This is a genomic window from Clostridium amazonense (assembly GCF_056431285.1).
In genome coordinates this window covers 441,281-463,953 of sequence record NZ_JBWKMH010000033.1, presented here as the reverse complement: position 1 = coordinate 463,953, position 22,673 = coordinate 441,281, and the positions used below count along the sequence as shown (strand labels likewise).

General features: G+C 25.4%; 24 protein-coding genes and 1 other RNA gene. 20 read left to right on the top strand and 5 right to left on the bottom strand.

Going from position 1 to position 22,673, the window contains the following annotated elements:
• Positions 1 to 3 precede the first annotated feature (3 nt).
• The 8 genes from rpoD to rnpB all read left to right on the top strand — a co-directional run bounded on the left by rpoD (position 4) and on the right by rnpB (position 6,390).
• Positions 4 to 1,068: an RNA polymerase sigma factor RpoD gene (gene rpoD, locus AC07E4_RS16940; protein ID WP_034438086.1), complete on the top strand. Its 1,065-nt coding sequence runs from the start codon at positions 4 to 6 to the stop codon at positions 1,066 to 1,068.
• Positions 1,069 to 1,203: 135 nt separating this feature from the next.
• Positions 1,204 to 2,088 (top strand): PH domain-containing protein, encoded by an 885-nt coding sequence (locus AC07E4_RS16935; RefSeq protein ID WP_051539800.1) that lies wholly within the window; start codon positions 1,204 to 1,206, stop codon positions 2,086 to 2,088.
• A 12-nt stretch (positions 2,089 to 2,100) separates the two neighbouring features.
• Positions 2,101 to 2,790: a tRNA (adenine(22)-N(1))-methyltransferase gene (locus AC07E4_RS16930; RefSeq protein ID WP_430829652.1), complete on the top strand. Its 690-nt coding sequence runs from the start codon at positions 2,101 to 2,103 to the stop codon at positions 2,788 to 2,790.
• On the top strand, positions 2,781 to 3,596 hold the full coding sequence (locus AC07E4_RS16925; RefSeq protein WP_478217033.1) for a Nif3-like dinuclear metal center hexameric protein: 816 nt from the start codon (positions 2,781 to 2,783) through the stop codon (positions 3,594 to 3,596). The genes AC07E4_RS16930 and AC07E4_RS16925 overlap by 10 nt, the downstream gene beginning before the upstream one ends.
• A 291-nt stretch (positions 3,597 to 3,887) precedes the next feature.
• Positions 3,888 to 4,340, top strand: coding sequence for a C-GCAxxG-C-C family protein (locus tag AC07E4_RS16920; protein ID WP_478217032.1), 453 nt, complete (start codon positions 3,888 to 3,890; stop codon positions 4,338 to 4,340).
• Between the two features lie 11 nt (positions 4,341 to 4,351).
• Positions 4,352 to 5,476: a sodium/glutamate symporter gene (locus AC07E4_RS16915; RefSeq protein WP_478217031.1), complete on the top strand. Its 1,125-nt coding sequence runs from the start codon at positions 4,352 to 4,354 to the stop codon at positions 5,474 to 5,476.
• A 183-nt stretch (positions 5,477 to 5,659) separates the two neighbouring features.
• A complete protein-coding gene (locus AC07E4_RS16910) occupies positions 5,660 to 5,794 on the top strand; it encodes a CPC_1213 family protein (protein WP_278245479.1) in 135 nt (44 codons plus the stop codon).
• A gap of 230 nt (positions 5,795 to 6,024) precedes the next feature.
• Positions 6,025 to 6,390: RNase P RNA component class A (gene rnpB / locus AC07E4_RS16905), an RNA gene on the top strand.
• Between the two features lie 57 nt (positions 6,391 to 6,447).
• Here rnpB and AC07E4_RS16900 read toward each other — a convergent pair.
• Complete coding sequence (locus AC07E4_RS16900) at positions 6,448 to 6,723, bottom strand: tyrosine-type recombinase/integrase (protein WP_478217030.1); 276 nt, start codon at positions 6,721 to 6,723, stop codon at positions 6,448 to 6,450.
• A gap of 16 nt (positions 6,724 to 6,739) precedes the next feature.
• On the bottom strand, positions 6,740 to 7,060 hold the full coding sequence (locus AC07E4_RS16895; protein WP_430829656.1) for a hypothetical protein: 321 nt from the start codon (positions 7,058 to 7,060) through the stop codon (positions 6,740 to 6,742).
• Between the two features lie 235 nt (positions 7,061 to 7,295).
• Between AC07E4_RS16895 and AC07E4_RS16890 the strand changes: the two genes are divergently transcribed.
• The 3 genes from AC07E4_RS16890 (at position 7,296) to AC07E4_RS16880 (ending at position 10,560) form a co-directional block, all read left to right on the top strand.
• Complete coding sequence (locus AC07E4_RS16890) at positions 7,296 to 7,697, top strand: type II toxin-antitoxin system HicB family antitoxin (RefSeq protein ID WP_478217029.1); 402 nt, start codon at positions 7,296 to 7,298, stop codon at positions 7,695 to 7,697.
• A gap of 579 nt (positions 7,698 to 8,276) precedes the next feature.
• Positions 8,277 to 8,627, top strand: coding sequence for a hypothetical protein (locus AC07E4_RS16885; RefSeq protein ID WP_478217028.1), 351 nt, complete (start codon positions 8,277 to 8,279; stop codon positions 8,625 to 8,627).
• 1,006 nt (positions 8,628 to 9,633) lie between these two features.
• Positions 9,634 to 10,560, top strand: coding sequence for a DUF2935 domain-containing protein (locus AC07E4_RS16880; RefSeq protein WP_478217027.1), 927 nt, complete (start codon positions 9,634 to 9,636; stop codon positions 10,558 to 10,560).
• Positions 10,561 to 10,626: 66 nt separating this feature from the next.
• Here the strand turns inward: AC07E4_RS16880 and AC07E4_RS16875 are convergent, their stop codons facing one another.
• Positions 10,627 to 10,992 carry a YmaF family protein gene (locus tag AC07E4_RS16875; protein WP_478217026.1) on the bottom strand — a complete coding sequence of 122 codons (366 nt, stop codon included), beginning with the start codon at positions 10,990 to 10,992 and terminating at the stop codon, positions 10,627 to 10,629.
• A 1,478-nt stretch (positions 10,993 to 12,470) separates the two neighbouring features.
• Between AC07E4_RS16875 and AC07E4_RS16870 the strand changes: the two genes are divergently transcribed.
• The 6 genes from AC07E4_RS16870 to AC07E4_RS16845 all read left to right on the top strand — a co-directional run bounded on the left by AC07E4_RS16870 (position 12,471) and on the right by AC07E4_RS16845 (position 17,087).
• Positions 12,471 to 12,755 (top strand): DUF4491 family protein, encoded by a 285-nt coding sequence (locus AC07E4_RS16870; RefSeq protein ID WP_034440310.1) that lies wholly within the window; start codon positions 12,471 to 12,473, stop codon positions 12,753 to 12,755.
• 23 nt (positions 12,756 to 12,778) lie between these two features.
• On the top strand, positions 12,779 to 12,970 hold the full coding sequence (locus AC07E4_RS16865) for a hypothetical protein (protein ID WP_034440307.1): 192 nt from the start codon (positions 12,779 to 12,781) through the stop codon (positions 12,968 to 12,970).
• A 219-nt stretch (positions 12,971 to 13,189) separates the two neighbouring features.
• Entirely contained in the window at positions 13,190 to 14,209 is a 1,020-nt protein-coding gene (locus AC07E4_RS16860) for an asparaginase (RefSeq protein ID WP_478217025.1), read from the top strand.
• Positions 14,202 to 14,960 carry a copper homeostasis protein CutC gene (locus AC07E4_RS16855; RefSeq protein ID WP_478217024.1) on the top strand — a complete coding sequence of 253 codons (759 nt, stop codon included), beginning with the start codon at positions 14,202 to 14,204 and terminating at the stop codon, positions 14,958 to 14,960. The genes AC07E4_RS16860 and AC07E4_RS16855 overlap by 8 nt, the downstream gene beginning before the upstream one ends.
• 2 nt (positions 14,961 to 14,962) lie before the next feature.
• A complete protein-coding gene (locus AC07E4_RS16850; protein WP_478217023.1) occupies positions 14,963 to 15,925 on the top strand; it encodes an ROK family protein in 963 nt (320 codons plus the stop codon).
• A gap of 676 nt (positions 15,926 to 16,601) precedes the next feature.
• A complete protein-coding gene (locus AC07E4_RS16845) occupies positions 16,602 to 17,087 on the top strand; it encodes a hypothetical protein (RefSeq protein ID WP_478217022.1) in 486 nt (161 codons plus the stop codon).
• Positions 17,088 to 17,155: 68 nt separating this feature from the next.
• Here the strand turns inward: AC07E4_RS16845 and AC07E4_RS16840 are convergent, their stop codons facing one another.
• On the bottom strand, positions 17,156 to 18,055 hold the full coding sequence (locus AC07E4_RS16840; protein ID WP_478217021.1) for a chemotaxis protein: 900 nt from the start codon (positions 18,053 to 18,055) through the stop codon (positions 17,156 to 17,158).
• Positions 18,056 to 18,474: 419 nt separating this feature from the next.
• Between AC07E4_RS16840 and AC07E4_RS16835 the strand changes: the two genes are divergently transcribed.
• The 3 genes from AC07E4_RS16835 to AC07E4_RS16825 all read left to right on the top strand — a co-directional run bounded on the left by AC07E4_RS16835 (position 18,475) and on the right by AC07E4_RS16825 (position 21,104).
• Entirely contained in the window at positions 18,475 to 18,810 is a 336-nt protein-coding gene (locus tag AC07E4_RS16835; protein WP_034440297.1) for a hypothetical protein, read from the top strand.
• A 158-nt stretch (positions 18,811 to 18,968) separates the two neighbouring features.
• A complete protein-coding gene (locus AC07E4_RS16830; RefSeq protein ID WP_034440296.1) occupies positions 18,969 to 20,531 on the top strand; it encodes a ClC family H(+)/Cl(-) exchange transporter in 1,563 nt (520 codons plus the stop codon).
• Positions 20,532 to 20,654: 123 nt separating this feature from the next.
• On the top strand, positions 20,655 to 21,104 hold the full coding sequence (locus AC07E4_RS16825; RefSeq protein WP_430829679.1) for a rhodanese-like domain-containing protein: 450 nt from the start codon (positions 20,655 to 20,657) through the stop codon (positions 21,102 to 21,104).
• Positions 21,105 to 21,164: 60 nt separating this feature from the next.
• Here the strand turns inward: AC07E4_RS16825 and AC07E4_RS16820 are convergent, their stop codons facing one another.
• Positions 21,165 to 22,328 (bottom strand): iron-containing alcohol dehydrogenase, encoded by a 1,164-nt coding sequence (locus AC07E4_RS16820; RefSeq protein ID WP_034440294.1) that lies wholly within the window; start codon positions 22,326 to 22,328, stop codon positions 21,165 to 21,167.
• Positions 22,329 to 22,673: the final 345 nt, after the last annotated feature.

Sequence of the window (22,673 nt, the reverse complement as noted above, 5' to 3'; positions counted from 1 at the left end):
TATATGAAGGATAAGGATAAAGGCTCAAGAATTGCTATAGTAAAAAAACTAATAGAAAAAGGAAAAAAACAAGGTAGTTTAACATACAAGGAAATTGTAGATGAATTAGACGATGTTGATTTAAATCCAGAACAAATTGAAAAAATTTATGAAGTTTTAGAGTCAATGGAAATAGATGTTGTAGGAGATATGCAAGAAGTTGAAGAAGAAGAATTAGACATATCTATTCCAGAAGGAATAACTATAGATGACCCAGTTAGAATGTATCTAAAAGAAATAGGAAAAGTTCCATTATTATCTTCAGAAGAAGAAATAGATTTAGCACAAAAAATTGAAAATGGTGATGCTTATGCTAAGAAAAAATTAGCAGAAGCAAACTTAAGATTGGTTGTAAGTATTGCAAAAAGATATGTTGGAAGAGGAATGTTATTCTTAGATTTAATACAAGAAGGAAATTTAGGATTAATAAAAGCTGTTGAAAAGTTTGATTATAGAAAAGGATATAAATTCTCTACTTATGCTACATGGTGGATAAGACAGGCGATTACAAGAGCTATAGCAGACCAAGCTAGAACAATAAGAATACCAGTTCATATGGTTGAAACTATAAATAAACTTATAAGAGTTTCTAGACAATTATTACAAGAATTGGGAAGAGAACCATTACCGGAAGAAATTGCAAAACAAATGGATATGACTGTAGATAAGGTTAGAGAAATAATGAAAATTGCTCAAGAGCCAGTATCTTTGGAAACACCAATAGGTGAGGAAGAAGATAGTCATTTAGGAGACTTTATACCTGATGATGAAGCACCAGCACCAGCAGAAGCAGCAGCATTTACCATGCTAAAAGAGCAATTAATTAATCAATTACAAACTTTAACTCCAAGAGAAGAGAAAGTTTTAAGATTAAGATTTGGATTAGATGATGGTAGAGCTAGAACATTAGAAGAAGTAGGTAAAGAATTTAATGTTACTAGAGAAAGAATAAGACAAATAGAAGCAAAGGCATTAAGAAAATTAAGACATCCAAGTAGAAGTAAAAAATTAAAAGATTACTTAGATTAATAAAAAGCCAAAAGAGTTTTATCTTTTGGCTTTTTCTATTAAATTTACCGAAGTTTTATTTTATGTTATAATTATATACAAAAATATAGTATATAATTTAATTAAAGATAAGATTTTGTTAAGAGAGGTGATAAAGTGGAATTTGGTTCAAAGCGAAGAAAAGAAATGCTATGGATATTTTTAATGGCATTAATGTGTAATTTGTTTTTGATATTTATTTTAAAGTATATAAATTCATATGTGATTTTGAGTTTATTAAAATTAGTAATAGTATGCTATGATATATATTGGTTTTATTATATAGGTTTATGGTTGACCTTAAAGTATTATATTTATGATAATGAAATAATTATTTCAGGATTTAGTGGATTAAAAAAGATAACAATACCCATAAAAGAAATAGAAGGATATAAAAAAATTAGTGGAAAAATAAAAGGCGTAAAATTATCTGGTTTAGTAACTAATAATTTTGGATTAGGAAGAACTGTTATTAAAAAGATTGGTACTACTAGAATGTTTGTAACGAATAATGAAGATGTTTTATATTTAAAGACAAATGAAATTAATTATGCAATATCGCCAATTAATGTAGAACAATTTGAAAATATACTTCATAACAATAATATAAATGAAATAGACTGGGAAAAGAAATTTAATAAAGTTCATAAATTATATAAAGAATGGAGATTTAGAATTCCTGTAATTTTAACTAGTATAATAATAATAGTATTGATTTTAAATCCGTTAATATTATATTTAACGCAAAGATTGCCATCAATTATGCCTATTTCATATGATGCTAAGCTTAATCCTGTTACAATGGGAACGTCTAAGGAATTTGCATCAGCTCAGATGACTTATGGTGTATTAAACATGGGCTTATTCTTTTGTATGTACTATGCATCTTATTTTTATGCTAAATATGACAAAAAGGTAGCATATAGATACTTATATGTGCCATTAATAATAGCGGGAGCATTCTTATTTATGCAATTTAGAATGTTATTTATATCTATATAGAGGAAGTGCGAAATGAATTTAAGTAATAGATTAGAAAAAATAAGCAATATGATAACTGAAGTAGAAAGTGTTGTAGATGTAGGTACTGATCATGCTTATGTACCTATATATTTAGTTAATAATAATATAATAAAAAGAGCAATAGCATCAGACATAAACAAAGGACCTGTTAAGAAAGCAGAAGATAATGTTAGTAAGTATAATCTACAGTCAAAAATTGAGTGTAGACTTGGAGGCGGACTTACTACAATTAAGCCTTGTGAAGTAGAAGCTGGAATTATAGCTGGTATGGGTGGAAATTTAATAAGAGATATAATAGAAGAAAGAATGAATGTATTCAAAAGCCTTAAGTATTTAATAGTTCAGCCAGTTCAAAATCCAGAAGTATTAAGAGAATATATATATAAGAGTAAAATTGAAATTATAGATGAGGCAGTTATAAAAGAAGATAATAAGTTTTATGAAATTTTAAAGATAAGATATAGTGGAAAAGATCAGATAATTGACCCTATATACTATGAAATTAGTAAAATCTTACTTGAAAGAAAAGACTCTACAATGAAGGAGTATTTAGAATTTAAACTTAGAAAATATAATAGTATATGTAGTACATTAACTCAAAACACTGAATCTGCAATTAAAAGAAAAAAAGAGCTAGATAAAAATATAAAGAAAATTGAGGAGTTTTTATTATGCTTTTAAAAGTTGAAGATATTATTAAAATAATGGAAAAATATGCTCCACCAAAATTAAAAGAAGACTATGATAATGTTGGGTTAATGGTTGGGGACAGAAATTCAGAAGTAGGAAAAATATTAGTAACTTTAGATGTAACTTTAGATGTAATAAATGAAGCTAAAGAAAAAGGATGTAATTTTATTCTATCTCATCATCCAATATTATTTAAGAGACCTAAAACTATTACTACAGATACTCTTTTAGGGAAAAAAATAATAGAAATTATAAAAAATGATATAAATGTATATTCAAGTCATACAAATTTGGATTCAGTTAAAAATGGAATAAATGATATGGCTGCTAAAATTTTAGGATATAATGATTTTAAAGTTTTAGATTGTAGCAAGGTTTTAGGATATAATGGTGGAAGTCATGGAATAGGAAGAATAATAAAACTTGAAGAACCAATAACTTTAAAAGAGCTATGTATTAAAGTTAAAAATAATTTTAATACTCCGTTTGTAAGATTTTGTGGAGAAGAAAACAAAGAAATTAAAACTATTTCTATAATTAATGGTAGTGGTGAGGATTATCTTACATTAAGTAAAATCAAAGGTGCAGACTGTATAATTACAGGTGATACTACATATCATTATGTAAGTGATATAAAAGAAGAAGATGTAGCTGTCATTGATGCAGGACATTTTGTAACTGAATGGTTACCTATGGTTTCATTTGCAAATGAATTTAAAAGCATATTAGAAAGTCAAGGGTATAAAAATGAAGTTATTATATCAGAAAAAAATTCTGATCCATACAAAGTAATGTAATAGAAAACTACTTAGAATAAATGTTTTGTTCTAGGTAGTTTTTTATTATATAATAATCGGAATTTAAGAAACTAAAATTATATAAATTTATTTAAAAAATTTTAATATAAGAAATACAAATAGTAGAAATGATTGTATTTATATATATAATTGGACATGATAAACTATATTTTATATAATTTACATGAATATAACAAAAATTTCACTAAAATATAAATCAAATTATAGATATTTTCTTAATATAATTTTAAAAGTGAAAAAATGAATTTTTAGAATGTGGGGGATTTTTTTATGAATAAGGATGAGTTAGTTAAAGAAGTCAGAGAAACAGCAGAAGGATATTTCAAAAGAGGCGAATTTTTTTGTTCAGAAGCAGTAGTAAAAACAATAAATGATTTACTTGGAAAACCATTCTCAGATGATGTTACAAAACTTGCATCAGGATTTCCAATTGGTGTAGGTAAGGCTGGATGTTTATGTGGAGCTGTTATGTCACTAGGTATGGTTTATGGAAGATGTCACGGAGAAGCTATGCAAGATGAAATGTTTCCTAAAGCTCAAGAATTACATAATCATATAAAGAGTATTTATAATAGTACTTGTTGTAGGGTTATGACTAAGGATTTTGAATTTGGATCACAAGAGAGAAAAAATCACTGTATAAAAATAACAGGTGAAGTAGCTGCTTATGTAGCAGGAAAATTATATGATGATGGAAAAATTCCATGTAATTCATGTAAATAAAGAGGAAAAATATGAAATTTACAGCAATTCAAACAGTGATTTTATTAATTATATTTTTAATATTAGGATATAAAATAAAAAATAAAACATCATGTTTAAAAAAATATTATATACCAGCTCCATTAATAGGCGGTTTAATATTTGCTATAATTCTTTTAATAGCTAATAGATTTACAAAAGTAGATGGAGATTTTTCTTTAACACCTATATTTGTAGCAGGATTTTTTGGAACTATAGGATTAAGAATTAATAAAGATGCATTTAAAAAGGGATTTAAACCACAAATGATATTTTTATTTTTTTCATCTTTGATATTAGTTATTCAAAATATTTTAAGTTTTTCAGTTGGAGCAATATTAAAAAAAAGTCATGTAGAGTCAGCAATATTGGGTTCGCTTGGAATTGGTGGAGACCATACACTTTTAAGTACTATGCCATTTCTAGCAAATGATATAAAAGAAAAAACTGATATGTTGTTAGGGATATCAGTTTTAATGCTTTATATAGGGACTATAGTTGCATGTATACTATATGCTAAATTATCAGAAAAAATAGACTTATCAAAGACTCTTAAAATAAAAGAACCAACTTTTAATCCAATGAGTTTTTTGAAAAATTTAGCTTTGATAGGTATCACTATATTTATAGGCATGTTACCTACAAAATTTGGATTTGGCAAATATATAAATCCAGCAGGTGGAGGATTTTTAGTAGCTTTAGTCCTTAGATTAATTATTGATGAAACAAAAGTTTATGAAATAGAAGTTCCATCAATAAATTTATTAGGAAATTTTTGCTTATCTATGTTGTTAGTATCAAATTATTCTATGTTTAATTTAAAATCTATATTAAGTTTAGATTTTTATAGCTTAATATTAATAATATTAAACACTATTATAATAATATTAATAGCTTATTATATAGTGTTCAAAGTATATAAAAAGAATGCAATGGCAGCTTATGTTGCAGCAGGATATGTTGGATTTAATTTAGGAATGCCAGCTAGTACAATGTCTACAATTCAAAGCATCACAGAAAAAGATGGTGCAATTCCTATGGTTTTATTTATAGTGCCACCAGTTGGTGCATGGATGGTTACAGTAGTTAACCCATTTATAATGAAACTGTTTTTTTAGAATAAATTTAAAAAAATTGCACAATATAATGTTGTAAGACATAGGACATAAATAAAATTCAATAATGATTGAAAAGTTTAAAGAATATGTCTTAAATATTAAAATTAAAGTCTAAATTTTATTTTTAAGCTTTATCATCTATGTTTTGCATTTTATTAAAGAGAATTAGGAGATGATGTAATTATGGGAAACAAAATGAAAAAGAAAAAAACAAATACGCACAAACATATTAATCATGATCCTAAAACAGAAAGTGCCAAAGCTATTTTTGGTGAACCAAAAGCAAAAGAATATAATCCAACAGACTTTAAAATTTAATATTAATAAAAAAACTTCAAGGATATACTCCTTGAAGTTTTTTTATTTCAAAAATCTAAAATTAGACTAGTTAAATACCTAAATTAAAATTTTGCATATATTAAAAAATAACTTTTAATGAAGAAAAAATTAATAAATATCTTGATTCAAATAGAAAGAATATTACCAATATAAGAGATTAGGGTGAAAAAATTTGCAATTAACATTGAGATGTGATAATATAAATCTTGCGAGTAAGCCAGACAATCGCTGCTGATTTATCAGGAGAGGAAAGTCCGAGCTTCATAGGGCAGGGTGCTGGGTAACTCCCAGTGGAGGTGACTCTAAGGAAAGTGCAACAGAAATATACCGCCAGAACAAGTTTACTTGTGAGTTTAGATTTATCTAACTGGTAAGGGTGGAAAGGTGAGGTAAGGGCTCACCAGCGTACTGGTGACTTTACGGCTATGTAAACCCCATCTGAAGCAAGATCGAATAGAGAGACATATGGGGCTGCCCGTCCCGTCTCTGGGTGTATCGCTTGAGCTTATTGGAAACAATAGGCCTAGATAGATGATTGTCTAATACAGAACTCGGCTTATAGGTTTAGTCGCACCATTGAAAACACTAGGTTTCGTACTTAGTGTTTTTTAATTTGCCATTCTAATGCCATTCTAAAAATTAAAAAGAGCATTTAATTTATTAGTAGCATCTTTTTGCATTTCTTTATTTACATGTGAATATATATTTAAAGTTGTACTTATATCTTTGTGACCAAGTCTTTCTTGAACTACTTTAGAATTAACGCCTTGTTGCAAAAGTAAAGTCGCATTTGTATGTCTTAAATCATGAAATCTAATATTCTTATTAATATTACATAATTTAAGCAATTTAGGTAGTTTATTTGTATAATACATTGGGTGAATATTCTTACCAGTTGACCAACACATAATAAAATCACATTCTTTATTTAATTATTTTCTTTATTTTACAAGTGTCTAAAAAATCTTCACCAAGCAAATTGACACATGTAGTATCAGCTAATGCTATAAATTTAAATTCATAGTTTAATGTGTTATAAGCATGGTCAGCTTCTTCAAAAGTTTCATAAAAGTTATATCTTTTATACTTATCAATTTTAGTCTTTTTAAACATAATTATATATTTTTCTTTTTCAACACGTTCCATATTATCAATATCTATATAGCCATTTTCGTCTATATAGTCATATTTATTTATATATTCAATTAACTTTCTATCTTCATCATTGTACAAATTAATTATCATTGTAACACCCCACAGTTCATATTATAATTTTTATTATAAATTAAAAACTTAGGTTCAACCATATTTTTTAAATAATTAGTTGATTTTTTAGTTGTCTTTGAAGTAATAAAAAATCTTGGACAAGTATGATTATATACAAGGATAGAAAAAGTTACTCATGAATGATAAAGAACTACGTAACACTAAGCTATAAAATTTATATAGATATTAACTAGTTATAATAGGAGGAATAAAAATGTATAAAGAAAATTATATATTTCCAGCTATAGTAGAAAAGTTAGGCAAGGAAGATTATAATGTTAAGTTTTTAGATTTTGACTATATAATTTCTTATGGTGAAACTTTATCAGACGCTTTTATCATGGCTGAGGACGCTTTTAAAATGGCTATATTTGATTTATATGAAGAAAAGAAAGAAATACCGCAAGCAACATCAGCAGATGATATAAAAGTCAATGACAAACAAACATTAATTTTAGTAAAAGCTAACTTAAAAGATATTTTAAAAGAATATGATAATAAGGCAGTAAAGAAAACTTTAACTATTCCATCATGGTTAAATAAAAAGGCTGAGGAAAATAATATTAATTTTTCACAATTATTACAAGAAGCTTTGAAGTCAAAATTAAATTTATAAAATATGTGGAAATAATAAAAAAGACATATAAGTTAATATGTCTTTTTATTATTTTACAATCAATACAGTGTAAATCATTCTAATTTGAATGAAAAACATACTTATACATAAATAAGAGTATACACAACGTTGAAATAAATATAGAATGCAAGACAATATAAACTAGATATTCTTTGAGTTGTAGAATATCTCTAAAAATAAACTGTAATGAAAGAAGGATTTGGCTTAAAATAATTAATAAGAAATGGTGATGTTAAATATATTATTTGTTAAATTTGATTTCAATGCATGGCATTATAAATGAACTCAATAATAGTATATTAAGTTATATAATAAATGGTGAAGAATATAAAATTTTAAATGTAAGAGTGTTTATAAATAAATCCAAAAAATTTGTTAAAAGTATAAGGACGTTAATTGAAAACACCCAGGTTTGGCATTAACAATATATACCAAAAAGAATAAATCAAAATTTAATAGATTTCTTTTTAGTTTAAAAATATCATGTAAAAAATACATCATGTTTGTTAAACAATATACGATATATTCAATAAATCTAACTATATAGGAGTGAATAGTATGAACTTAAAAGGTGTAAATATATCAAATTCTAGTTATTATACAAAATCAGTAAAAGAAAAATTTATGGTTAAAGATAATGAAAAACTTAAAAAAAATATAGAAAAGCAAAATGAAATTAGAAAAAATAATTTAGATTCAAATAAATTTCAAAATGAACAAGAGGAAAATGAAGAAGTCACAAGTTCTAAAATAATTACAACTACTGATGGAATGAAAACATTGCTATTAATGAAAGATTTAAAAGTAGTTTCATCATTAAGTCTTGGAAAAAGTACAAATGATTTAGAAAAAATACAGGAAAATGAAGTTAATAATATAAATATTAATATATCTGAATCAAATAAGTAAATATGCATTTTTATATAAAAAGATGTTTTATGCAATACTTATTATTAAGTTATGTAAAGTTAGGTAATATTACTAAAATAGTAGGTATAATATAAAAGTGTAATAGCAATTTTTTTGCATCACATGATCCAAAGACCCTTAACTTAGGCAATAAAAGATTTAGCATTCTTTTTATTGCCTAATTTTTTATAATAAAATAGTTAAAAGATAATGGGTAGAAAAGCAATTTGAATTATGAATAATTTAAAAGGATAATATATATAATACTAGTGTAGTTAAAAAATAAATATCATAGATGAATTATTTTGAGAGTGTGAAATATAATAGGAATGACTGTATATAGTTGTTCTTATTGTATTTTTTATGGGAAAAGATGGTTTATGTAATATTAACTATTAAATATGGAATTTAAATTAAAGAAAAGTAAATTAAGTGTACAATATAAGCAATAGAAGCAAATTTTTTTGTTTTAAATTATTCAAAAGTCCCTTAACTAAGCAATGAAGAGGTTTATAAAAAAATCTTTTTATTGCTTATTTTTATGCAAGGGAAGGTGAGGAAAGTTGAATGAAGGGTTAATGAAAAAATATGGATTTTCGACTGATTAATACTTGAAAATTTCGAATTATTTACGTGTATAAAGTAGTGAAAATTACATGTGTCAGTCATATATATGATATTTAGGTATTGCTGATAAAAGAGGTTTTGCCTGAAAATGTAAAAGCATCATCTAAGGTAGTGTGTTTTTTGTTAAGTTCTTTATGTAGTTCAAAGAGGATTATTTAAAGAGAAATGAAGCTTAAAAAAGGAATAATTAAAAATCAAGAAACAAATTAAAGAAACGTATAGAATTTAGTTTAAGTAGAACGTAGGATTATTATATCAATATTAAAATTTGTATAATATTTTATTTTTATACTTTAAAATAAATTACAATTGTAACATTTTATGCATAAGAATAATATAATGGTATCAGCAAGTAAGTGTTATATTAAGGAAGATTAAAATGTTATCTAGTATTGAATTTATAAGGCAGTCGTTAGAATTACATCTTTTCTTTGTAAGGATTATGAAAGAACATTCATTTTTCTTACAAATAGGTTTTATGGGAAAAGATTCAGATTTTATATGCAAGGCAGATACTCTAAGAATGGAATTTGACCAACTTTTAGAGGAGATTATATCTATTTCTAATGGTGTTGTAAGCGATGATATATTACAATCTGAAGAAGTTATAACACCATTTACATTAAAGGCTGAAATGGCTTCATCATATTTTACAGGAGTGAAAATTCCAACTAATTTGACAAAGGCAGAATCAACATTGATGGGATATGATTTCAAGAGAAACAACTCTATGCTTGAAGAAAGAGTATTTATGATTAATAAGAAGGCTATGGAGTTGGTTTTAAGCTTAGTACAATTTAAATCTTGTGTATTATCAGGTATTATTCAATGTAAAATATTCACAAATAATTATCCTTTACTTATAGAGCACATTTTAAGAGAAGCAACATTATATTACAAATTAATGGAAAGACTTCAAAATCATGAAGATATGAATTTTGAAAAAGAGGCTTATGAACAAGAAGTTTTCTGGAATAGAATTATGGCTGAACATTCAAAATTTATACGTGGATTATTAGATCCAACTGAAAACGAACTTATAGATATAGCGAATAAATTTGGAAATGAGTTTGACAAACTTACTAAAGAGACAATGAAAGCTATAGATATGACAATTCCACTTTCAGAAATAACAGAGAATAATTTAAAAGAAACTAAAAAAATTAAGGAATTCAAACAACAAGGTACACAAGGGTTAGTAGAGTGTAAAATAAAATCTATAATAATACCATTATTAGGTGATCATACTTTACGAGAGGCAAATCATTATTTACGATTATTAGAGATGTTTAAAACAAAAAATTAAAAAATATAATTATTTTAAAAACACTCACATATTAATTTAATATGTGAGTGCTATATTAAGACATAGTTATACTAAAGGACTTTCAATTAAGGTTGTGAATATGAAATTGTGTCTGTGTCCATCTGCAACAGTTGTCATACCTGTCACTAAATGAATGTGTTTTCCATCTCCTACAAATATAGCTGGGCCAGTAAATATACAAATTTTATGGAAATGATCAAAAAAATCTGTTCTTACTTCAATTTTATGGATATGAGAATTACCTCGTGGAATAGCTTGTCCAGTAACACCTGCAAAACGATGGTTATGCCTTTCATCACATTCTTCAGCAAGTTTTGTACTTCCTAAAAATTCATGAGTATGAGTTTGTTCTCTAGGGCAATTATCATCATAGTATTCATATTCACTATAATCATTGCAATTATAAGTCATAAATATACCCCCTAAAATATAAATATTATACATAATATAATATGACAATATAATATATATGATATTCAAATTATGGAATTAGATAAAATTATAAATAAAATTTGAAGTATATTAGGTTGGTTAATAGAATTAAAGTTCCAAAATAATGTGTTAGGGTTAATTATAGAGCAAAAATATTTTTTAGTTGAGGTGCAGAATTTACAATAAAAGATATAGAGTATAAATGGGCATATATTAGGAATTTTAGAAGATGATATATGTATTTCTAAAAGAGTAAAATTAATAAAGTAAGTTAAATCATGTTAGCTAAATTTTGTTATTTAAAATGATGAATATGTAATATTTTTAAGATATAATAGAGAAGTTCAATTCAAATATAGAAAAAATAAAAACTAGGGATGTTAAATTCCTAATTTTTATTTCGTCAAAAAAACATCAAAAACATTTTTCTAAAGAGTTCTATTTTATTCTAAATGTGAATTAAAAAAATCTTTTAAAGCATTGATTTTACTTGATTATTGAAAACAATTATATTTTAAATCAAGTATTTGCAATAATGAAGTAATATAATAAATTGTTTGAATTTGTACTAGAAAATGTATAGGAAATTTAAGGTTGGAGAGATAGTTATTTTAAATCAAGATTTAAATAAAATATAAAAGAGTATTATAAAATTAAGAATGGCAAATATAGATTTGCCATTCTATTGCCATTCTAAACATAAAAATATTAATAAAACATATGTTTTTATTATAATACAAATATATATTTTAGAGAGTGTAAAGTTAGGTGTAGCAATAACTTATATAATTATATATATACAAAAATACATTAATCTCAACTAATACAGAACTCGGCTTATAGGTTTAGTCGCACCATTGAAAACACTAAGTTTCGTACTTAGTGTTTTTTTATTTGACAGCATTTTGACATTCTAAAAATTAAATTATATTTATTTTAATTAAGATACAAGACACATTTCGCAGTTGAAATAAACATAATTTAATAATAGCTAAAGATAATAAAACAGATTTGAAATTTATAAGTATTATAAATATATTTTTAAAATTAGGTTTTAAAGATACATGAGAACTTGATGAAGGTGAGATAGTTATGAAATTACTAATTTAGGTTTTCATAAAAAGTATTTGAGTAATTATGATGTGAAAAATATTATAAACTGCAAGATAGAAATATCATGTAGTTTTTTATATTTGTACTTTAAAGGAGTTATAAATTTAGTGTTGAAATCTAGATTAGATGAAAATAAATTTATATAAAGGGAGAGGAATATGGATATTTTGAAAATGATGAGATTAATGAATAATTTTCAATGTGAGAATATTTAAATAAAAATTAATTTATTGTTGAGATGTATAATGTATTATATAATAATACTGAATATATTTCCAAATTAGAGAGAAATTTTATATATTGATAAGTATTAAGGTATAAGAGATTTATTTTGAGGTGATAAGATGAATTTTAATGGTATATTGATAGGTGTAATCTCATTTCTTATAATAGGTATATTTCATCCTATAGTAATTAAGGGAGAGTATTATTTTGGAAAAAAGATATGGCCTATATTTTTAATTAGTGGTATTATATTTATATTTTTATCTTTAAGTAGTAATATAGGAGTACTATCAGCTGTTTTTGGAATCTTAGGGTTTTCTTGCTTTTGGAGCATTAATGAAATAATAGAGCAAGAGGAAAGAGTAAAAAAAGGGTGGTTTCCTAAAAATCCAAAGCGTAATTAGTTTAGAATAAGGGAGGAATTATGATGGAAGAAAAAGAGAAGAAATGCCCTATTTGTGGATGTGAACATATAGGTAAAGGAACACAATATTCTTATGGAAAGATGTTTCCACTGGACAAGGTATTTTCAAAAGGATCAGAGGTTATAGCAGAGATTTGCACTGACTGTGGATATATTGTATCTATGAGAGTAAAAGATCCACATGATTTTAAATAGAAAATAAAAGTTAAGAAGATTAATGAGTTTAAAAACTAGGAATTTGTAATAGTTAAGTATATATTTTTTAAAATTTAACTTAATTATTATGAGTTCCTATTTATTTAGAAATAAATGAAATATTACAAATTTGATTTATAGTCCTGTAGTATGAATTTGGAAAAAATGGTACAATGAAATAAAAATTTAGAAATATAAATTAATTTAGGGGGGATTTGTGTGGAAGAAATTCTTGTTAAAGAGTACAGAGGGGATATTGTGGAATGTATTCACAAAGGATATATTTGTATTGTAGGTGATGATGGAAAGGTTAAGTGTAGTATAGGTGATGATAATTTTGTAACTTATATGAGATCATCTGCAAAGCCTATTCAAGCAATTCCATTAATAAAAAGAAATATAGATGAAAAATATAAATTAAATGATAAGGAATTAACTGTTATGACTGGTTCACATAGAGCTGAACCATTTCATGTAGAAGCATTAGAAGGGATAATGAAAAAAGTAGGTATTGAAGAGAGTGAATTAATATGTTTACCAACATATCCTTTAGGTGTGAAAGCTAAGGAAGATATTTTAAGAAACAATGGTGAAAAAAGAAGAATTTATCATAATTGTTCAGGAAAACATTTAGGACTTTTAACTTTATGTAGAGAATTAAAATGTGATACAAAAACATATTGGGATAAAGATAATGAAGCACAAAAAGAAATTCTTAAGTATATATCTAATCTTTCAGATTATAAAGAAGACAAGGTACTTATAGGAACTGATGGATGTGGTGTACCTGTATTTGGTATGCCAATGAAAAATCTTGCAACAATTTATATGAAAATGGCATGTCCAGATTTAATAAAAGAGGAAGATACAAGAACTGCAGTAAAGAAAATAACGACACTTATGAATGAAAATTATGAAATGGTGTCAGGAACAAATTTAATATGTTCAGTACTTTTACAAGATAAAAATATTATAGCTAAAGGTGGAGCTAAAGGAGTTTACTGTTTTGGTCTAAAAAAAGAGAGATTAGGAATAGCAATAAAAGTTTTGGATGGTTCAGAAGAAGAATGGCCACTTATAGTTTCTGAAATATTAACGCAAATAGGGTATGAAAATAAAGAAACTATAGAGAGATTAAATGATATATTTCCAAATGTAATAGTAAATGATAATAATAAAATTGTAGGACATAGTGAAACAGAATTTACAATTTCAATGGAGAAAAATAAAGATGAATAATAAAGTTACAATTGAAGTCTGTTGTGGTTCAGCAGAGGATGCAATTATTGCTGAGAAAGCTGGTGCTGATAGAGTTGAATTAAATTCATCCATATCATTAGGTGGAATTACGCCATCTATAGGAAGTTTAATTGAAACTAAAAGAAATTTAAATATACCAGTTATGGTTATGATAAGACCTAGAGAATCAGGATTTTTCTATGACAAATATGAAATAAAATCTATGGAAGAGGATATTAAACTTGCAATAAAATATGGGGCAGATGGTATTGTTTTTGGAGTATTAAATGAAGATGGAACTATAAATAAAGAAGCTTTAAAAAGATTTGTGGATATTATAGGTGATAAGGAAAAAGTTTTTCATAGGGCTTTTGATATAGTGAAAAATCCAATTGAAAGTTTAGATACATTAATTGAATTAGGGGTAGATAGAATACTTACAAAGGGACAAAAGAATTCAATAGAAGATGGATATAAAACTATAAAAGAAATTATAAAATACTCAAAAGGAAAAATAGAAATTTTAACAGGTGGTGTTAGACCATACAATGTGGAGTGGATGATAAGAGAGTTGAACTTTAGAAATTTACATGTAGCATCATTTATTCAGAAAGAAGATTTATCGATGTCAATTAATCCTAATGTATATTTTGGGAGTTCAAAAGATAAGTCAGAGTGTTCATATAGTGTTGCAAATTATGAGTATTTAAAAGATATGTGTAGAAAAATTAGAAATTTACAAGAGGAGTAGTTATGAGTAAATTTTATTGTGGTATAGATTTAGGTGGAACTAAAATATGTATAGGTATTTTTAATGAGAACTGTGATATATTAGCTTTAAAAAAGATAAAAACTAATGCTACAATTGGAAAAGAAGAAATAATTAAAAATATAAAAAGTAGCATAGTAGAAACATGTCTTGAAGCTAATATAAGTATAAATGATATAAGTAAAATAGGAATAGGTTCAGCTGGAAATATTGATTCTAAAAAAGGTATTATTAATTATGTAGTGAATTTACCAGATTTTATAAATGTACCTATTAAAGATATACTGGAAAATGAATTTAAAATAGAAACTGAGCTTTATAATGATGCAAATGTAGCAACCTATGGAGAATATAAACTTGGAGTAGGAAAAGGTTCGAAAAACTTTGTATATATGACTGTAAGCACTGGTATAGGTGGAGGAGTTGTACTAAATGGAAGGCTTTATGAAGGAGCAAATAGTAATGCATGTGAATTTGGTCATGCAACTATTGATTATAAGGGTGAAAAATGTAGATGCGGTAATTATGGTTGTCTAGATAATTTAGCGTCAGGTACGGCTATTAGAAGAAGAGTTATAAGTGAAATAAAAAAAGGTAGAGAGTCTAGAATCTTGGAAATTGCAAAGAAAAATGTAGATGAAATAAAAGCTGAGGATGTTTTTAAAGGTGCAGAATTAAATGATGAATTATGTAAAGAAATAGTAAGTGATGTAGCATTTTATTTAGGTGTTGGAATATCAAATATAATAATATATTACAATCCAGAAATAATAGCTATAGGTGGTGGAGTATCAAAATCATTAGGATATTTCTATGATGATATGATGAAAATTATAAAAGAAAGAACTTTAAAATCTAGTTTAAGCGTATGCAGTATCAAAGAAGCCAAGCTAAAAGATAATATAGGGGTAATGGGTATAGCTGCATTATTTAAGGATAATATGTAGAAAATGATTAATATAAGAAGCCAATATGAAAGTATTCTTATTTCAATTGAGGAAGAGGTATTTAAATTATCGTATAAAAATTGACAATTAACGATTAACAATGAAGGATAAAACTAAATTTTATAAAATGTCCATAGTAATAGTTATATTTATATTTACTATTAAAACTATGGTTAGTAAGAATATTATAATGGGGAATTTATTCTCCAAAATAAACTTTTTATGGATAAATATTATATTAATTTTATTTGAATTTCAAATAAAACATTGTAGAGGGGATTTCAATCCCAGGTGATATTCACCATAACCCTTCACTCTTACTTCTTATTTAGTTTAAAATGTAAATAATAGGAATAAACTGAAACTCTAGAATTATCATTTGATAAAAAGATTATTTTAAATTTGAACTTGTTTCCCTATATTTTAGAACTTACTGAGAATTGAAGATTTTCAGTGAGTTTTTTTATTGCATATAAATTTAAAATTGAAAATCAAAAAACTATTGATTTAGTAATTAATAAAGTAAATTGTATTTATAAATATTATTTTCAACTACAAATTTCTAAAAAAATATAGTATAATTATGAACAAAGAAAGAGTGATTTTCACATAATAATATATGTGTAGAAACAATACATATTATTACATAAAATTGAAAAGTATGGTGGTGAAAAGCATGAGTTATAATGCAATAGATTTATTAAACAAGTCAGTTGAGACTTCAAAAAATATTTTGACATTATTTGAAAATGCTAAAAATGATATTAATGATTCACATTCATCTAGTATAATTATGAATATATTTATAAAACATCAAAATAAGAAAATTGATTATTATAAGAATTTGCAACAAGAATTGTATGATCGAGATGTTACAGAAATAGATTGTTTTATATATGATAAAATATCATCATTAATTACACTTTATAATAGTAAATTGAAATTTCAGTGTCCTAAAAATACTAGAGAATTGATACAAAGTATTATAGAAATAAATAAAGATCTTAGAGCATTGTATATAGATGTAAGAGGAAGAATCATAAAGAATGAACAAGGTTGGAAAAGCACTGAGTTTGAGGTTTTAACAGAAATGATAACACTTCAAGAATCATATATAAAAGAATTAGAAAAGTCATATATGAAAAATTATGGATATCATTAAAATAAAACGACTATTACAAAACTAACTTTTAGATTAGTTTTGAATAGTCTTTTATTTTATATTAAATTTTACTTTTTTTCCATAAAATCATCAACCATATCAACTAATTGACCAATTTCAGGCTTACTAAGTTGTCCATTAGCACCAACAGAGATACCTTTGTGTTTTAAGTTGTCAGTTATAAGTGATGAAAAAATTATACAAGGTAACTGTCTTAATATAGGATCTTCTTTAACTTGTCTAATTAAAGTATGACCATCCATTTGAGGCATTTCTATATCTGTAATTAGAATTTGAACATCCTCTATAAAATTTTCACCTTTTTCCTGTGATAAACCTTTTAAATACTCTAATGTTTGTTTTCCATCATCAAAGAAAATTAAATTTTTAAATCCTGCTTTAGTTAATGTGTCTTTTAATAATCTTCTAATTAATGCAGAATCATCAGCTAAGACAATTTTAACATTATCTCTATTTTTATATGCTACATTTACAATTCTATCTTCACTAATGCCAGTGCTTGGATTTATGTCTGTTACTATCTTCTCAAAATCTAATAATAATATGATTTTATTATTTAAAATTATATTACCAATTACAAGATTATTAGTAGATATTTCATCAGGTTTTTGAATTTGTTCCCATTTTATACGATGAATAGCAACGACATCATCTATTTTAAAAGCAACTTTTATTTTATTAAACTCACAAATTATAGTTTTAAATTTTGAACTTTGTTTTCTAGTGCCATCAAGTATATATCCTAAATCTATTAAAGTTATAATTTCATTTCTACAAAGAATTACACCTTCTATAGATGGATGGCAATTAGGTAACTTAGTTAAATTGTCAATATCTACAACTTCTTTAACTTTTATAACATTGATTGCATAATTTTTGTTGTTAACTATAAATTCTAAAACCTCTACTTCACCTGTACCTGATTCTAATAATATATCAGATTTCATATTAACACCTACTTTTCATTATTTTAAAATATATAGTGAAATAAGCTCGGAATTTAACTAATTTTAAAATATTTATATTTTAATTATAAATTAGCTTAAGTAAGTTAATTTATGAGCATGTCTTCACTTTAAAGATATAATATATTGTTTTATAAGAAAACAAATAAAAAATGATTTGTTTAATAATTTTTAAATTTTTGACTAGAATAGGTTTTGGTTGAATTTTGATAATTTAAATATCACTAAATCTAATCATAATAATATTTTACCATTGCTAATAATTACATTATAATATAATTATTAGTTTAAATGTGTAATTATTTTTAAAATCAATATAAAACTAATATTTTATAATTATAATTTCGATAAAATAATGTTTTTCTTTATAAGTTTAAAATAAAAATAAGTAGGAGATGTGTATGAAGAAAATAAATAGTTTCAAATGTGGTCTTTTAGGAAGTATTATTGGATTTATCATTGGGATTACATTAATTGTAATAATTTTAATAAGTGGAAACTATGATAAAAAAACTATAGAAGTTTTAGGACCAAGAATAATTTATGTTTTTATATTTTCAGTTGTAGCATTAATAGGTGTATTCATATCTAGAAAAAAATCTCAATTTGGTGCATTGCTTATGGTTATGTGTGCTATTGCAGGTATAATGTATACAACTACATTGTATATAATACCATCAATTTTCTTAATGGTAAGTGGATTTACTATGTTTTCAGACTTGAAAAATAATAGATAAATAGTAGTTATATGACTTTATAAAAATAAAATCTTTACTAAAGATTTGAAAATGAATTAATAACATACTATAATTAATCTTGGTGTTTATAAAATTATAGTCCAAAAATTAACACTGTAAAATTATTTAAATATATACGTATATAGAAGGTGAATAAGATGGATGGTTTAGAGAATAAAACTACAAATGTTTTATCTCACAGAAAAAATTTAAGGGTAAAATTAATTGTAGAAGGAGCTATTATAGGTATAATTACAGGGCTAATAATTGTATTAAATAGGATAGCTATAGAAAAATTATCTTCTATTTTTAATAAGGTTTATAGCAGTTCTAAAGGAAATCCTATGTATATAATGTTATTATTTTTAGGACTTATACTGATAGGATATTTAGTTGGATTATTAGTTAAGAAAGAACCAATGATATGTGGAAGTGGAATTCCACAGGTGGAGGGTATCTTAGTTAAAAAGATAGAAATTAATTGGTTAAGAGTTCTTATAAATAAATTTATAGGTGGGGTTCTATGTCTAGGATCAGGTCTGTCTCTAGGAAGAGAAGGTCCATCAGTGCAAATGGGAGCCGCAATAGGACAAGGATTTAGTAGGATTTTTAAAAGAGTAAATGTAGAAGAAAAATACTTAATTACAAGTGGATCAAGTGCAGGTCTTGCAGCAGCATTTAATGCACCACTGTCAGGGGTTATGTTTTCATTAGAAGAAGCTCATAAAAACTTTTCACCACTTGCATTATTATCAGCAATGGCAGCAGCATTAGCAGCAGATTTTACAACTAAACAGTTTTTAGGTGTTGCACCAGCTTTAAATTTTGCAAAGGTAATAGCATTACCATTAAAGTATTATTGGACACTTATAATATTGGGGATTTTTGTTGGTATAAGTGGAGTTATATTTAATTCAGGAATTTTAAAAACTCAAAAATTATACGGGAAATTTAAAAAAATTCCTGTTCAGTATAAAACAATAATACCATTTATAATTACAGGAATAGCTGGACTTGTATCTCCATTACTAATTGGTGGTGGACATAATCTTATAATGAGTTTACCAGAAAAGAATTTTACTATATTAGCTTTAATTACTTTCCTAATAATTAAATTTATTTTAGTATTTTTATGTTTTGGTTCAGGAGTTCCAGGAGGAATATTCTTTCCGTTATTAGTGTTAGGAGCATTAGTTGGAAATATATGTGGTCTTATTTTTTGTGCTGCAATTGGTATGCCAAACATATATATTATAAACTTTATAATACTTGCAATGGCAGGTCATTTTACTGCTATAGTAAAAGCGCCAATTACAGGTATTATACTTATCACAGAAATGACAGGTTCATTTGAACATTTATTACCTCTTGCTATAGTATCCTTAATAGCATATATAACTTCAGATATATTAAATTCAGAACCAATATATGAAAGTCTTTTAGAAAATTTACTTAAGAAAAATGGTAATAATTTTGAAGGGGATAGTAAAACAAAAACATTAATAGAACATTGTGTGCATATTGGAAGTAATATATCAGGTAAGAAAATAAAAGATGCAAACTTACCAAGTGAATGTTTAGTAGTTGCTATTAAAAGAGGAACTAAAGAGATATTACCTAGAGGAAATAGTGTGATTTTAAATGGAGATTATATAGTTGCTTTAGTAGATGAAGATAAAGCATCAGATGCATTAGAAAATTTAAGAAAAATATGTACTTAATAATAAGAAAAACTTATCATTAACAAATTGATGATAAGTTTTTTTTATTATACAAATATTTAAAAATCAATTACAATAAACACACAAAATTTAAATTAAAAAAATATAAGAAGAGGTAATACAATGAAAAAGGTTTTAGCAATAGTTTTAACAGTAGGTATGACATTTAGCTTAGTAGCTTGTGGAAATAATAAAGAAGAAAATAAAATAAATAGCAATGAAAAAAATATTGAAAAAAATTTAGATAATAAAGATAAGTCAGCTTACAAGAATATAAGTATAGAAGAAGCTAAAAAAATGATTGAAGAAGGTAAGTTTCAGCTGATTTTAGATGTTAGGGGAGAAGATGAGTTTAAAGAAGGACATATAAAAGATGCTAAAGTAATACCAGATTCAGAATTAGAAAATAGATTAAGTGAGATAGAAGAATATAAAGACAAAAATGTTCTTGTATATTGTAGAAGTGGTAAAAGAAGCACTAAAGCATCAGAAATTTTAGCGAACAATGAATTTAAAAATGTCTATCATATGCATGAAGGTATGATAAAGTGGGATGGAGATATAATAAAATAAACATATATTAAAATAGGATTAACTGCTTATAATCAGCTAATCCTATTTGTTTTATAAGTATTATTCAAATGCAATTTCTAGTATATTATAAATATCTTCTCTATATAATTTTTTAAATGTACCAAGTGGTGCAAGCATTGATGCATTGTCAGCTATGAAGTCTAAGTCTTTATGTGACACATTAATAGCCTTTAATGTAGTAGGTGCACCTAATTCGCTATAATAATTTTTTAGGGCATCAATAGATTTAAGTGCAATTTCTTCAGTACTACCTTCAGTTATAGAAAAAATATTTCTCCCCATTTTAGCAAACTTATCTATATCTTCTTTATAAACATATTTCATCCAAGCAGGCATAATTATTGCAAGACCAGTACCATGAGAAACATCATTAAGAACGCTTAACGAATGTTCTATATTATGTGAAGCCCAATCACCTTTTCTTCCAAGTCCATTTAATCCATTTAATGCAAGAGTTGCTGCAAATGCAAGTTCACATCTAGATTCGTAGTTAGTTGGATTTTGAAGTAAAATTTTAGAATGATGTATAACTGTTCTAATAATGCCTTCTGAAAGTTCATCTGACATATCTGTATTTTTAGTTCCACCAAAATAAGCTTCAAATACATGAGTTATTGTATCAATAGCTCCATTAATAGTTTGATTCACTGGAAGTGAACTTTGAATTGTAGGATCTAATATAGATACTTTAGGATAAAGTAGTGGTGATCCAAAAGACCATTTTTTATTTTCCTTTTCATTAGTTATTACTCCGCCACAATTCATTTCAGAACCAGTAGCAGATAGGGTAAGAACAGTAAATAGTGGTAAGGCAGATGTTAGTTTAATATTATTTTCAAACAAATCCCAAACATCTCCATCATAACAAGAACCAGCAGAAATTGCTTTTCCAGAATCTATAACACTACCGCCACCTACAGCAATTATAGCATCTAGTGAATGTTCTTTTACTAGATTGATGCCTTCTTTTACTTTACTAAGTAGAGGATTGGGTTTTACACCAGATAATTCAACAAATTCAATATGGTTTTTCTTTAATGAACTAGTAACATCATCATAAACACCATTATTAAATATAGAACCTTTTCCGTATAATAACAAAACTTTTTTTAAATTATACTCTTTTACATAGTTACCTATGGAAGAAATAGTATTTTTACCAAAAACTAAATTAGTTGGATTTTTAAAACTAAAATTTAACATTGAATACCTCCTGGGGCATATATAAGAAAATAATGGACCAAGTTAATGAAAGAATAATATTAATATTATGATTATTAATGCGCTATTTTAATGAAGTCCTTCACAATATTAATCATTAAATTGCTTCATTAATTTTTGAATATGCCTAAACAATATTGATAATATATATATAATTATACATATGAATTATTAAAAAATATATAATATTAATACTATTAATTAAATATATATCAAATTATAAAAAAACAAGTGAAATTACTGTTATCAGCAGTTTCACTTATTACATCTATAGGGTTCCGAGTAATAGCGTTATCAAAGGATACTAGTAAAATTACATGTTATTCC

Coding starts and splice junctions, on each gene's coding strand:
- AC07E4_RS16925 (WP_478217033.1), top strand. CDS start 2,781: ATGCTTTTAAAAGTTGAAGATATTATTAAAATAATGGAAAAATATGCT.
- AC07E4_RS16930 (WP_430829652.1), top strand. CDS start 2,101: ATGAATTTAAGTAATAGATTAGAAAAAATAAGCAATATGATAACTGAA.
- AC07E4_RS16885 (WP_478217028.1), top strand. CDS start 8,277: ATGAACTTAAAAGGTGTAAATATATCAAATTCTAGTTATTATACAAAA.
- AC07E4_RS16865 (WP_034440307.1), top strand. CDS start 12,779: ATGGAAGAAAAAGAGAAGAAATGCCCTATTTGTGGATGTGAACATATA.
- AC07E4_RS16875 (WP_478217026.1), bottom strand. CDS start 10,992: ATGACTTATAATTGCAATGATTATAGTGAATATGAATACTATGATGAT.
- AC07E4_RS16840 (WP_478217021.1), bottom strand. CDS start 18,055: ATGAAATCTGATATATTATTAGAATCAGGTACAGGTGAAGTAGAGGTT.
- AC07E4_RS16910 (WP_278245479.1), top strand. CDS start 5,660: ATGGGAAACAAAATGAAAAAGAAAAAAACAAATACGCACAAACATATT.
- AC07E4_RS16920 (WP_478217032.1), top strand. CDS start 3,888: ATGAATAAGGATGAGTTAGTTAAAGAAGTCAGAGAAACAGCAGAAGGA.
- AC07E4_RS16845 (WP_478217022.1), top strand. CDS start 16,602: ATGAGTTATAATGCAATAGATTTATTAAACAAGTCAGTTGAGACTTCA.
- rpoD (WP_034438086.1), top strand. CDS start 4: ATGAAGGATAAGGATAAAGGCTCAAGAATTGCTATAGTAAAAAAACTA.
- AC07E4_RS16870 (WP_034440310.1), top strand. CDS start 12,471: ATGAATTTTAATGGTATATTGATAGGTGTAATCTCATTTCTTATAATA.
- AC07E4_RS16835 (WP_034440297.1), top strand. CDS start 18,475: ATGAAGAAAATAAATAGTTTCAAATGTGGTCTTTTAGGAAGTATTATT.
- AC07E4_RS16900 (WP_478217030.1), bottom strand. CDS start 6,723: ATGTGTTGGTCAACTGGTAAGAATATTCACCCAATGTATTATACAAAT.
- AC07E4_RS16915 (WP_478217031.1), top strand. CDS start 4,352: ATGAAATTTACAGCAATTCAAACAGTGATTTTATTAATTATATTTTTA.
- AC07E4_RS16880 (WP_478217027.1), top strand. CDS start 9,634: ATGTTATCTAGTATTGAATTTATAAGGCAGTCGTTAGAATTACATCTT.
- AC07E4_RS16830 (WP_034440296.1), top strand. CDS start 18,969: ATGGATGGTTTAGAGAATAAAACTACAAATGTTTTATCTCACAGAAAA.
- AC07E4_RS16825 (WP_430829679.1), top strand. CDS start 20,655: ATGAAAAAGGTTTTAGCAATAGTTTTAACAGTAGGTATGACATTTAGC.
- AC07E4_RS16820 (WP_034440294.1), bottom strand. CDS start 22,328: ATGTTAAATTTTAGTTTTAAAAATCCAACTAATTTAGTTTTTGGTAAA.
- AC07E4_RS16850 (WP_478217023.1), top strand. CDS start 14,963: ATGAGTAAATTTTATTGTGGTATAGATTTAGGTGGAACTAAAATATGT.
- AC07E4_RS16895 (WP_430829656.1), bottom strand. CDS start 7,060: ATGATAATTAATTTGTACAATGATGAAGATAGAAAGTTAATTGAATAT.
- AC07E4_RS16855 (WP_478217024.1), top strand. CDS start 14,202: ATGAATAATAAAGTTACAATTGAAGTCTGTTGTGGTTCAGCAGAGGAT.
- AC07E4_RS16890 (WP_478217029.1), top strand. CDS start 7,296: ATGTATAAAGAAAATTATATATTTCCAGCTATAGTAGAAAAGTTAGGC.